The 11,867-nt window shown below is 60.9% G+C and carries 13 protein-coding genes; 1 reads left to right on the top strand and 12 read right to left on the bottom strand.

Features of this window, described 5'->3' with window-relative positions; all coding sequences use genetic code 11:
• Positions 1-159: 159 nt before the first annotated feature.
• Entirely contained in the window at positions 160-642 is a 483-nt protein-coding gene (locus GXP72_RS10655; RefSeq protein WP_090417098.1) for a glutathione peroxidase, read from the bottom strand.
• Between the two features lie 135 nt (positions 643-777).
• Between GXP72_RS10655 and GXP72_RS10650 the strand changes: the two genes are divergently transcribed.
• Positions 778-2,049 (top strand): serine hydrolase domain-containing protein, encoded by a 1,272-nt coding sequence (locus GXP72_RS10650; RefSeq protein ID WP_208763848.1) that lies wholly within the window; start codon positions 778-780, stop codon positions 2,047-2,049.
• Here the strand turns inward: GXP72_RS10650 and paaY are convergent.
• The 11 genes from paaY to paaC all read right to left on the bottom strand — a co-directional run bounded on the left by paaY (position 1,958) and on the right by paaC (position 11,860).
• Positions 1,958-2,554, bottom strand: a complete 597-nt coding sequence (gene paaY / locus GXP72_RS10645) for a phenylacetic acid degradation protein PaaY (protein WP_208763847.1) — start codon at positions 2,552-2,554, stop codon at positions 1,958-1,960. The genes GXP72_RS10650 and paaY overlap by 92 nt on opposite strands.
• Positions 2,555-2,563: 9 nt before the next feature.
• Positions 2,564-3,499, bottom strand: coding sequence for a phenylacetic acid degradation operon negative regulatory protein PaaX (gene paaX / locus GXP72_RS10640; protein WP_208763846.1), 936 nt, complete (start codon positions 3,497-3,499; stop codon positions 2,564-2,566).
• A 90-nt stretch (positions 3,500-3,589) separates the two neighbouring features.
• Positions 3,590-4,906: a phenylacetate--CoA ligase PaaK gene (gene paaK, locus GXP72_RS10635; protein WP_024908034.1), complete on the bottom strand. Its 1,317-nt coding sequence runs from the start codon at positions 4,904-4,906 to the stop codon at positions 3,590-3,592.
• A gap of 26 nt (positions 4,907-4,932) precedes the next feature.
• Positions 4,933-6,138: a 3-oxoadipyl-CoA thiolase gene (gene pcaF / locus GXP72_RS10630; protein ID WP_208763845.1), complete on the bottom strand. Its 1,206-nt coding sequence runs from the start codon at positions 6,136-6,138 to the stop codon at positions 4,933-4,935.
• Complete coding sequence (gene paaI / locus GXP72_RS10625) at positions 6,131-6,559, bottom strand: hydroxyphenylacetyl-CoA thioesterase PaaI (RefSeq protein WP_032651181.1); 429 nt, start codon at positions 6,557-6,559, stop codon at positions 6,131-6,133. Before paaI ends, pcaF begins: the two co-directional genes overlap by 8 nt.
• A complete protein-coding gene (paaH, locus tag GXP72_RS10620; protein ID WP_208763844.1) occupies positions 6,549-7,973 on the bottom strand; it encodes a 3-hydroxyacyl-CoA dehydrogenase PaaH in 1,425 nt (474 codons plus the stop codon). Before paaH ends, paaI begins: the two co-directional genes overlap by 11 nt.
• Position 7,974: 1 nt before the next feature.
• Positions 7,975-8,763: a 2-(1,2-epoxy-1,2-dihydrophenyl)acetyl-CoA isomerase PaaG gene (gene paaG, locus GXP72_RS10615; protein ID WP_090417101.1), complete on the bottom strand. Its 789-nt coding sequence runs from the start codon at positions 8,761-8,763 to the stop codon at positions 7,975-7,977.
• Positions 8,763-9,530 (bottom strand): 2,3-dehydroadipyl-CoA hydratase PaaF, encoded by a 768-nt coding sequence (gene paaF / locus GXP72_RS10610; protein WP_208763843.1) that lies wholly within the window; start codon positions 9,528-9,530, stop codon positions 8,763-8,765. The genes paaG and paaF overlap by 1 nt, the downstream gene beginning before the upstream one ends.
• Positions 9,527-10,597 carry a 1,2-phenylacetyl-CoA epoxidase subunit PaaE gene (paaE, locus tag GXP72_RS10605; protein ID WP_208763842.1) on the bottom strand — a complete coding sequence of 357 codons (1,071 nt, stop codon included), beginning with the start codon at positions 10,595-10,597 and terminating at the stop codon, positions 9,527-9,529. Before paaE ends, paaF begins: the two co-directional genes overlap by 4 nt.
• A gap of 7 nt (positions 10,598-10,604) precedes the next feature.
• Entirely contained in the window at positions 10,605-11,102 is a 498-nt protein-coding gene (paaD, locus tag GXP72_RS10600) for a 1,2-phenylacetyl-CoA epoxidase subunit PaaD (RefSeq protein ID WP_024908041.1), read from the bottom strand.
• An 11-nt stretch (positions 11,103-11,113) separates the two neighbouring features.
• Complete coding sequence (paaC, locus tag GXP72_RS10595; protein ID WP_208763841.1) at positions 11,114-11,860, bottom strand: 1,2-phenylacetyl-CoA epoxidase subunit PaaC; 747 nt, start codon at positions 11,858-11,860, stop codon at positions 11,114-11,116.
• Positions 11,861-11,867: the final 7 nt, after the last annotated feature.

Below are 11,867 nucleotides of genomic sequence, written 5' to 3'. Positions count from 1 at the left end.
AGGCTTGAGGGCGTATGCAAAACGATATGAAAATCATAATAAATATGGCTGAAGAAGACTTTGTTATCTCTTTCTCCAGGCTGGTTTATAATTGACTGCTTACCCGAAGCCAAAACGAGGGTAATATGACGCGGTAAGATAGTTCCAGGCACCAAACTATCACCTCCTCAGTGCCTCAACAATTGCCCCCTCCATTTTCTCGGGCGTAGTCATCGGTGCAAAACGCTTGAGCGGTTTACCGTCGCGTCCGATTAGAAACTTAGTAAAGTTCCACTTAATCCGCTCGCCCAGCACGCCGGGCAGTTCGTTTTTCAGATAACGAAACAGCGGATGCGCTGCGTTACCGTTAACCTCGACTTTCTCAAACATCGGGAAGCTCACGCCGTAGTTGATGTAACAGGTTTTCGAGATTTCGTCGGCGCCGCCGGGTTCCTGTTTGCCGAACTGGTTGCAGGGAAAGCCCAGCACGACTAATCCTTCATCGGCGTATTTCTTGTATAGCGTTTCAAGGCCACCGTACTGTGGCGTGAAGCCGCACTGGCTGGCGGTATTAACGACCAAAACCACCTTTCCTGCATAGTCGGCCATAGAGATAAGCTGCCCATCCATACGGGTGGCGGTAAGTTGATAAAAGCGAGTCATACTGAAATCCTCAAAGCAGGCCGAAAAGTCACGGTAACCATCAACGAGCCGCCACCGTGTAGAAAGTTTACATTCACGCAGGCTATTTGTGATACATTCCTGGCGCGCCAATGACCACCACACTCGCTACCAGGTATGCAGAACATAACAAAAAAAATTATCTGGCTTCTGCTTACTCTCCCACTCCTCAGCGGTTGTGGCACGCTCTCGCAAATGTCCTCCCCGGAAGGTACTCAGGAACTTCTCACCCATGATTCACTGGATGGCGACGTTGACAGCGTGGTGCGTCACTACATGGCGCAAAAATCCGTTCCCGGGATGACGGTCGCGGTGATCCATAATCACGGCTCACCGCAGTTTTACACCTGGGGCGTAACCGATGCGGTCAATCGCTATCCGGTCAGGCCCGATACCCTGTTTGCGCTTGGCTCGCTCAGCAAAGGGATCACGGCGGAAGTGGTGGCTTGTCTGGTGAATGAAGGGCAACTGAACTGGAACGATAACCTGGCGACATTGCTTCCGCCGGGGACGCCGCTTAGCTCGGATGCACAAAAAATCACCCTGCTTGAACTGGTAACCCACACCTCCGGCCTGCCGCGTCAGAATATGGATGTTCCGATGCTTGGTAAATTCATCAGCTACTTAAGCACGGGCGATAATTTCTACGGTGAGCTGGATAGCGATAACGTGCTGCGCTACCTCGCCGACTGGCGAGCGCCAAAGAATAAAGTGCCGCAATACTCCAATACCGGCTACGCCCTGATCGGCTATATCCTGAAACACAAAACCGGCGAAGATATCCAGAGTTTAGCCTCGCGCTATATTTTCCATCCGCTGCAAATGGCTAACAGCAGCTTTACGCCCCGGCAGCTAAAAGGGTATCCACAGCGGGCGCTTGGCCACGCGGGCGATCAGCCGAAGTTTATCCCGCGCGGGCAGCTCACCCCGGACTGGCATTTTTCCAACAACATGGTGGCGGCAGCGAGCTTATACAGTAACGCCGAAGATCTGGCGACCTATGCCCGCTATCACGTCTCAACAACCCACAATCCCCTGCTGGACAGCGTCTTTGCCGAAGTGAGAAATACCGATATTCAACGTCCCGACGGGGTACAGGGTATTGCCTGGACCACCGACTTTATCGGTCTGGAAAAAATCACCTATCAGGTCGGCTATATCGGCGGCTACTCCAGCTTTATCGGCTATGACAAAGAAAAAGGCAATGCGGTGGTGGTGCTGCAAAATACCTTTAACTGGAGTAATTACATTGGCATCGCGCTATTGATGGATATGGCGAAAAAAGACGGTCTTACCCCTACACCGCCGACTTCGGCCTTAAATTCTCATCAAAGGTCAGCCGTTTCCGTTCAGGCTCAACCTCGCGCAGCGGCTCCACCTGGTGCATAGTGAGCTTGCAGCGTTCCACCAAAACCTGATACTCCCGCGTCCCCTGCTGCTTCCATGCCAGCTCCTGCTCGCTCAGCGCGCGAATCGCTTTGGCCGGGCTACCGATAATCAAATGGTTGGCGGGCATCTCCGCTTTCGCCTTCACGAACGCCGCCGCGCCGACGATGCTGTTTTCGCCGATGACCGCCCCGTCCATCACCACCGCGTTCATGCCCACCAGCGCATTGCGGCGGATCACGCAGCCGTGAAGAATGGCGCTGTGGCCGATATGCCCATCCTCTTCCACCACCGTGTCCTGCTCCGGGAAGCCGTGCATCACGCAGTTATCCTGAATGTTTGCACCGTCTTTCACCACGATACGGCCAAAATCACCGCGCAGGCTGGCGTTAGGACCAACATAGACGCCTTTGCCCAGAATCACGTCGCCAATCAGCACTGCCGTTGCGTGAACGTAGCTCTCGTCAGGTACCACCGGCGTCAGACCATCAATTTGATAAACAGGCATCTTCACTCCTTATACGCTTGTAAGACCACCAAAGCGTTGATAGTAGAGCGTGCCGGGCACGGGCAGTTCGCCCACGGAGGTTTCGCCCTTCTCGCTGACAAACGCCAGCGCCCCCGGCGCGACACGCTGATAGATATTAATGCAGAGCTGTCGGGCGCTTTGTCCCGCCCAGTGCGCGGGCAGCAACTCTTCCGGCAGCAGCGGGTCTTTCAGCACCACGCGACGATAAAAATGAATCAGCAGCAGCTGGATCTGGAAACAGCGCTCCGGCGTCAGCTCCTCCGGCGCGGCCTCTTTCAGCAGCGGCAGCAGCGGCCGGAACGAGCTGATAAACGACTCGTACATCGCGTTTTGCTCGGTTAACTGCCAGCACTCTTCTACGCGTGAACGCAGCGCGGCGCGGGAGAGCGCCAGCGGCGAGTGGGCTTCAAAGAAAATCACGTTTTCCGCCACCCCGGCATCGTGAAGCAGAGACTGCACGTCCGCCAGATGCTGCGACGGCGAGGCCATCAGGCTCGGTGCCAGCGTGCCGAACCCCTGCCAGATTAGCTGTTTTTTGACGTCGGCGAGGGTGGTTTTGTCCAGCCCCTCTGAGAGCAGCAATAGCCATTTTCCGTCCCAGGCGGGCAGTTCCGCACGGTAGATCTTATTCTCCGCACGGCGCGTCAGGCGCAGCCCCTTATCGCTCAGGCGGTAAAAACTGCGACGCCCGATGCGGGAAACATCCAGCCAGCCCTCTTTGTTAAGGCGAAACAGCGCGGTGCGTACAAAGCGCTCTCCAAATCCCATCCCTTCCAGTAACGCGGCCAGGCTGCCGAGCCAAATCTCTCCGCCGCGATGGGACAGCGCGTCACCGTATAACGAGGAGATAAGCGAGGTCCCGCTGACGGGAACGGAACTGACCGCGTGCTGGATAAAGGCGTCGAGTTTATTCATGTGATTCATTCTGTTGTTATTTTTGTCCTGGATGAATCATAGCACAGGACCCTTACCCTAACCCTCTCCCAAAGGGAGAGGGCCGGGGTGAGGGAAAACTTAACCGTTGGCCGCCGCTTTACGCAGGTCAAACACCCGGCAGGCTTTCCCCTCCGAGCGCGGAATGCTGCCGCAGTTCACGATCGTCACGTCGGTGGAAATCCCCACCATCGACTTAATGCGGTGGCGCAGCTGGTGACACACCTGGCAACGCTGCTCGTGCGTCAGCGTGAGGCTGCTCTCTTTCAGCTCCACCTTCACGGAAAGTGAATCAAGATGCCCGCGACGGTTCACCTCCAGCTGGTAGTGCGGCGAAAGATGTTCGAACTTCACAATCTCCTCTTCCAGCTGCGACGGGAAGACGTTGACGCCGCGAATGATCAGCATATCGTCGCTGCGGCCGCTGATGCGGTCCATACGGCGCATGCTGCGCGCGGTTGCCGGGAGCAGACGCGTCAGGTCGCGGGTGCGGTAGCGGATCACCGGCAGCGCCTCTTTGGTCAGCGTGGTGAACAGCAGTTCGCCCTGCTGACCGTCATCCAGCGGCGTGCCGTCGTTCGGGTTGACGATCTCCGGATAAAAATGATCTTCCCAGATGGTCGGGCCGTCGACGGTTTCGATACACTCCATCGCCACGCCCGGCCCCATCACTTCGGAGAGGCCATAGATGTCCAGGGCGGTAATGCCTAAGCGTTTTTCAATTTCGCGACGCATGGCCTGCGTCCACGGCTCGGCGCCGAAGACGCCCACGCGCAGGGAACAGGTGCTGGCATCGCCGCCCATCTGACGCTCCAGTTCCTCAATCAGGTTGAGGCAGTAGGATGGCGTCACCATGATCATGTCCGGCTGGAAATCGCGGATCAGCTGCGCCTGTTTCTCCGTCTGGCCGCCGGACATCGGGATCACCGTCGCGCCTAAACGCTCGGCGCCGTAGTGCGCCCCCAGCCCGCCGGTAAAGAGGCCATAGCCATACGCCACGTGAATTTTGTCCTTCGCGCTGCCGCCCGCGGCGCGCAGGGAGCGCGCCACCAGGTTGGCCCAGTTGTCGATGTCACCCTGGGTGTAGCCGACAACCGTCGGTTTGCCGGTGGTGCCGGATGAGGCGTGAATACGCACCACCTGCTCCATCGGCACGGCGAAGGTATCGAACGGATAATTATCCCGCAGGTCCTGCTTGGTTGTGCACGGGAACTTACGGATATCCGCCAGCTCTTTGAAATCGTCAGGATGAACGCCCGCGGCGTCAAACTTGCGTTTGTACATCGGCACGTTGCTGTAGGCGTGATGCAGCGTCCACTTCAGACGTTCGGTCTGCAGCGCCTGTAACTCGTCAAGGGAGGCCGTTTCAATCGGATCAAGCTTTGTTGTATTTGTCATTGTAGGGTACTCACATTGTTTTATGCTCAAACACGCTCAAGGATCATGGCAATGCCCTGACCCACACCGATGCACATCGTACACAGCGCGTAGCGCCCGCCGCGTCGGTGCAGTTCGTTACTCGCGGCCAGCGCCAGTCTGGCACCGCTCATGCCCAGCGGGTGGCCCAGCGCAATCGCGCCACCGTTCGGGTTGACGTGCGCGGCATCATCCGGCAGGCCCAGCTGACGCAGCACGCCCAGCGCCTGCGCGGCGAAAGCTTCGTTAAGCTCGATCACGTCCATATCGTTAATACTGAGTCCGGCGCGCTCCAGCACCCTGCGAGTGGCCGGTACCGGGCCGAGCCCCATCAGACGTGGCTCCACGCCCGCCGTCGCCATCGCCACGATCCGCGTGCGCGGGACTAACCCCTGTGCCAGCGCCATCTTCTCGCTGGCGACGATCAGCGCCGCAGCGCCGTCGTTGACGCCGGAGGCATTTCCCGCCGTAACCACTCCGTTCTTACGGAACGGCGTTTTCAGACCGGCAAGCTGCTCGAGCGTGGTGTCCGCGCGCGGATGTTCATCCACGCTGAACGCTGTGACTGCCCCTTTTTTGCCCGGCACCAGCACCGGCACAATCTCCTGCGCCAGAATGCCGTTCTGCTGCGCCTGCGCGGTACGCTGCTGGCTGCGCAGCGCGAACGCATCCTGATCGGCACGGCTGATATTTAACAATTCAGCTACATTCTCTGCCGTTTCCGGCATACTGTCAGTTCCGAATTGCTGATGCATGAGCGGATTCACAAATCGCCAGCCGATGGTGGTATCGAAGATCTCCGCCTGACGCTGAAACGCGGCGGTAGCTTTGCCCATCACAAACGGCGCGCGGGACATCGACTCCACGCCGCCCGCGATCAGCAGGTCGCCGTCGCCCGCCTTAATGGTGCGCGCGGCAAAACCAATCGCGTCCAGCCCGGAACCGCACAGGCGGTTAAGGGTGGTCCCGGACACCATCTGCGGCAGCCCGGCCAGCAGGGACGACATGCGCCCCACGTTGCGGTTATCTTCCCCCGCCTGGTTGGCGCAGCCGAAAATCACGTCGTCAATCCGCTCCAGATCGAGCTGCGGGTAGCGGGCCAGCAGCGCGCGCAGCGGCACGGCACCGAGATCGTCGGTTCGGACTGCGGCAAGCGCGCCGCCGTAGCGCCCCACCGGGGTTCGAACGCCATCACAAATAAATGCGTCACGCATCTGCCTCTCCTGTCACGCTGCCGCCGATGCGGTGAGATTTTCCGCGAAAAAGGGCGACGGTTTTCTGTTGTTGGTTCTGGATTTCAATGTCGTACACGCCGGTCAGCTTGCCCTGATGCTTCACCCGCGCGGTGGCGGTGAGCGTGTCCCCGGCAAAGCCCGGACGCAGAAAATCAATCGAGCAGCCGGAGGCTACCGCCGCCAGCCCCTGGCTGTTGCAGGCGTAGGCAAAGGCGGTGTCCGCCAGCGAAAAAAGCTGGCCGCCGTGGCAGGTTTTATGGCCATTCAGCATCTGCGGGGTGATGGTCATGGTCACCACCGCGTAGCCCTCGTCCATCTCGACAATGTCCATCCCCATCGCCTGCGCGCAGGCGTCCCGTTCGTACATCGCGCGGGCGTTATGCCAGGCGTTATGACTCATAGCTACTCTCCAGAAGCGCGCGCTGGCGCAGCAGTGAACAGGGGCGATAGCGCTCTTCGCCGTAATGACGCTGCAGGTTCTCCAGCAGCGTCAGCAGGCGCTGCCAGCCCAGGCGCTCGCCCCAGGCGATCGGCCCGCTCGGGTAGTTCACGCCGAGGCGCATAGCGGTATCGATGTCCTTCTCGCTGGCGACCCCTTTTTGCAGGGCATCCAGCGCCTCGTTGGCAATCATCGCCAGCGTCCGCCAGATCAGCAGGCCGGGATAATCGGCAATTTGCACCACCCGATGCCCCTGCTGTTGCAGGTAGCGGATGGCTTTTTGCGTCGCGGTGTGCGGGTTGCTGGCCGCGGCGGCAATGACCGCCACGTCACGCTCAATGCGGTCCACCACCACCACCGGGCCGTTGAGCCGCAGCGCCAGCGCCTGCGCGGTCTCTCCCTGCGTTTCAACCAGATAGACGTCATCTATTTCCGTGACACCGTCACGTCTTTTTTCCACGCGCATCGGGCTATAGCTGTCGTTCACCGACTCAACCCACTGCACGTCAGGTTTGTCACCCTGCCAGTCGTAAACGCCCTTCCCGCTCTTTTTGCCCAGCCTTCCCGCCAGCACCAGCTCCTGCTGCATCAGCGAAGGCAGAAAACGACGCTCCTGCCAGAAGGCGTTAAATACCGAGCAGGTCACCGCAAAGTTCACGTCCTGACCAATCATGTCGGTCAACTCCAGCGGCCCCATCGGGAAGCCGCCGCCTTCCCGCAGGGCGGCGTCAATCACCTCCGGCGGGGCAACCTGCTCTTCCAGCGCGCGCCAGGCTTCGGAATAGAACGGACGGGCGACGCGGTTGACGATGAATCCCGGCGTTGACTGGCAGCGAACGGGCTGTTTGCCCCAGTTCAGCGCCAGCTCGCACAGCGCGTCGGCCACTTCCGCAGAGGTCGCCAGCCCGCTGACCACCTCCACCAGCTTCATCACCGGCGCCGGGTTAAAGAAGTGCAGCCCTGCGACCCGCTCCGGGTGGTGGACGTCCGCCGCAATCGCCGTGACGGAGATGGAAGAGGTATTGCTGGTCAGCACCGTCTGCGGCGGGCAGATCTCAGCCAGTTGAGCAAACAGCGCCTTTTTCACCTCCAGACGCTCTGAGGCCGCTTCTATGACCAGATCGGCCGCGGAGAGCGCGTCGATATCCGTAACGGGAACCAGCCGGGCCAGGATCTGGCTCCCGGCATCGGCGGAGAGTTTTCCGCGCGTTACCCGGGAGGCCAGACGCTGGCGGATCCCGTCGATGGCGCGCGATATCGCATCGCTGGAGATGTCGTAGATCAGCACCTGATGACCGTGGCTGGCGGCGACTTCGGCAATCCCTGCGCCCATCGTGCCGCTGCCGATCACGGCGACAGTCCGTATATTGAGCATCTTATTTCCCCGTAAAGTTCGGCGCGCGCTTCGCCAGGAAGGCGCTGACGCCCTCGCGGTAATCGTCGCTGCGCCCGGCCAGGCGCTGATAGTCGCGCTCCAGATCGAGCTGGTCGTCCAGGGTGTTGGTTTCTGCAGCGTTGATCGCCTGCTTGATCAGCCCCAGCCCGAAGGTCGGCTGCGACGCAAAATGCAGCGCCATCTGCTGGGCCGTGGTGGAGAGCTGCTCGTCATCCACCACCTGCCAGATCATCCCCCACGCCTGCGCCTGTTCGGCGCTGAGTTTGTCCCCGAGCAGCGCCAGCCCCATGGCGCGGGCGCGTCCCGCCACGCGCGGCAGCAGCCAGGTACCGCCGCAGTCCGGCACCAGGCCGAGCTTGCTGAAGGCCATCACGAAGTTGGCGGAACGGGCCGCAATCACCATGTCGCACCCCAGCGCCAGCGTGGCCCCCGCACCTGCCGCCACGCCGTTAACGGCACAGATGACCGGTTTCGGCAGCTTTGCCAGGCGGCGAACCAGCGGGTTATAGAAGGTTTCAACGGACATCCCCAGATCCGGCGCCGGGCCGTTGGGGTCGACGTTGCGGTCGTTCAGATCCTGACCAGCACAGAAGCCGCGCCCTGCCCCGGTGATCAGCAGGCAGCGCACGGTGTCATCACGCTCGGCCTGTTTCAGGCACTCGGCCAGCTGCTGGTGCATCACGTCGTTGAAGCTGTTCAGACGCTCCGGACGGTTCAGCGTAATGGTCATCACGCCCTGTTCTACATGACTGAGAATAAATTCCACAATTAGCGTCCTTTAAAGTCGGGGGTGCGTTTTTGTAAGAAGGCGTCGATGCCCTCCCGGCGGTCTTCGGTGGCGGAAAGCAGCGTAAACAGCTGGCGCTCCTGCGCGAGCCCGGCCTGGAGCGGTACCTCCTGAGACTGGCGCAGCGCCTGTTTCGCCGCCTGCAGCGCCAGCGGCGAGTGGCGCGCCATCAGGGCCGCCTGCTTCAGGGCATACTCCAGCGTCAGCGCTGCCGGGAAAACATCGCTCACCAGCCCGGCGCTCAGCGCCTGTTGTGCAGTTATGCTCTCGCCCGTCAGCACCATTTTGCTGGCCAGGGATTTCCCGACGCTGCGAATCAGACGCTGGGTGCCGCCCGCGCCGGGCATAATGCCGAGCGTGATTTCCGGCAGGCCGAAACGGGCGTTGTCACCGGCAATCACCACGTCGCACAGCAGCGCCAGCTCGCAGCCCGCGCCCAGCGCGAAGCCGTTCACGGCGGCGATCAGCGGTTTGCTGAAAGCGTTAATGCGTGCCCACAGCTGTGGGCGAATATCGTTCAGGGTGGCAGACAGGTCTTTCTCCGCCATTTCGTTGAGATCGGCCCCGGCGGCAAAGCAGCGCTCGCTGCCGTAAATCACGCAGACGGCAATGTCGGCATCCACGGCGGTGGCCTCAAGCTGTTCCGCAAGCTGGGTTAACAGCGCGTTGTTGAGGGCGTTGCGCGCCGCCGGACGGTTGAGCGTCAGCTGCAGCACGCGGCCATGACGGGTAGCAATAAGTTCGCTCATGCCATCCCCTTCGCGTCGAAGTCGACAATCACGTCGGCGGTTAACGGCAGCGACTGGCAGCTCAGCACATACCCGGCGGCCAGCTCGTCCGGCTCCAGGCTGTAGTTGGTTGCCATGTCCACCTTCCCACGCAGCACTTTGCATTTGCAGGTGGCGCAGACGCCGCCCTTGCAGGCATACGGCAGATCCGCCCCCTGACGCAGGGCGGCATCGAGGATGCTTTCATCGTCCGCCGTCAGGGTAATTTCACGGTCGCGCCCGTCCTGGCGAACGGTCACTTTCTGGCCTTCCGCCTGTACATGCACCGCGCGCTTAACGGTGATTCCGGAGGTGTTAAAACGCTCAAGGTGAATGGATTTGTCCGGCATCCCCAGCGCCTTCAGCGTGGCTTCGGCGTCGTCCATCATCGCCGACGGACCGCAGATAAAGGCCTCGTCATACTGGCGGAAGTTGATCAGGGTTTTCGCCAGCGCCTGCAGTTTTTCCCCGTCGATGCGGCCAAAGAGCAGATCGCTGTCCAGCCGCTCCTGACTGAAGATGGAGACCAGCTGCAGCCGCTGCGGGTATTTGTCCTTCAGGTCCGCCAGCGCCTGGCGGAACATCATGCTCTGGCTGCTGCGGTTGCCGTAGATAAGGGTGAAATGGCTGTTGGGCTCGGTCGCCAGCGTGGCGGAGATAATCGCCAGCATCGGGGTGATCCCCGAGCCTGCCGCAATCGCCAGGTAGTGGCCTTCGCGTTCGGCCTGCGGCTGGTAGCCAAACTGCCCCTGAGGAACCATCACCTCCAGGGCCATACCCGCTTTGATCTCATCCCGGGCATAGCGGGAAAAGCGCCCGCCGTCGATGGCTTTGACCGCCACGCTGATCTCGCCCGGGGCGGTACTCCGGCAGATGGAGTAGCAGCGGCGCAGCTCGTCCCCGCCAAGCGTCGTTTTTAACGTCAGGTGCTGGCCGGGACGGAAGCGGTAGGCGTCCTGCAGCGCCTGCGGCACCGCGAACGTGATGGTCACCGCGTCGCGGGTTTCGGGTTCCACTTTTGCCACTGTTAATGAATGAAACGTTGTCATGGCAGCCTCAAATACATTTGAAATAGTCGAAGGGCTCACGGCAGCTATTGCAGCGGTAGAGCGCTTTGCAGGCCGTTGAGCCAAATTCACTGATAAGCGAGGTGTCGGTGCTGGCGCAGCGCGGGCAGCTCACCTCAACCGGGGCGTGCGCGTGACAGCTATGCCCCACCGGTGGACTGATGCCGTACGCCCGCAGGCGCTCGCGCGCGTCGGGGGTCATCCAGTCGGTGGTCCAGGCGGGTTCAAGCTGGAGCACAATGTGCACCGGGGTAAAGCCGTGCTCGGTCATCGCCTCGCGGATCGCCCCCAGCAGGTGTTCCGTCGCCGGACAGCCCGAGTAGGTCGGCGTAAAGCCGATAACCCAACCTTCCCCCTGCGCCTTCACGCTGCGCACCATGCCTAAATCGGTGATGGTTAACACCGGCACTTCCGGGTCCGGGATCTGGCTTAACAGCGCCCAGATCTGCGGGATTTGCGCGGGCGCGATGTCGACGAGGCGTTGCATAGCGTTCTCCTTTACCACTGCTGACCGGGATACGCGCGCTGGAGATACTGCATTTCCGCCAGCATCGGGCCCAGATGTTCGGTATGCAGCCCCTGCTTGCCCCCGGTGCGGTACGCCACCTCTGCGGGCACCTGCAGGCAGGCTTCATTCAGACCGGCATACACTTCGCTTTCCCACGGCTGACGCAGGAGGCGCGGGTCAACCGCCACGCCGGACTGAATCAATTCCAGCTCAACGTCATCGGCCTCAAACAGCTCGGCCGTAAAACGCCACAGGCTGTCGATGGCCTGCTGCATTTTTTGCGCGGACGTTTCGGTCCCGTCGCCCAGACGCACCAGCCAGCCGCGGCTGAAGCGCAGGTGGTAGCGCGCCTCTTTAATCGCTTTGGCGGCAATGGCGGCAAGCTGGCCGTCGCGGCTTTGGGTCAGGCGTTCGTACAGCGCCACGTTCCAGGCATCCATCAGGTACTGGCGGGCAATCGTGTCGGCGAAGCTGCCGTTCGGCTGCTCCACCAGCAGGAGATTGCGGAACTGGCGCTCGTCGCGGCCAAACGCCAGCGTGTCTTCATCGCCCTGGCCTTCCCGCTCCGCGGCATAGGTCAGGAAATTGCGCGCCTGGCCCAGCAGGTCGAGACCGATATTGGCGAGCGCGAGGTCGATCTCCAGCTCCGGCGCGTGGCCGCACCAGGCGCCGAGACGCTGGGAGAGCACCAGACCGTTGTCGCCCAGACGCAGGGCATAGGCAGTCACTGAATTCATTCTTTGC

This window comes from Enterobacter sp. SES19 (assembly GCF_011765665.1).
GTDB lineage: Bacteria > Pseudomonadota > Gammaproteobacteria > Enterobacterales > Enterobacteriaceae > Enterobacter > Enterobacter pseudoroggenkampii.
This window is presented reverse-complemented; position numbering and strand designations above follow the sequence as displayed.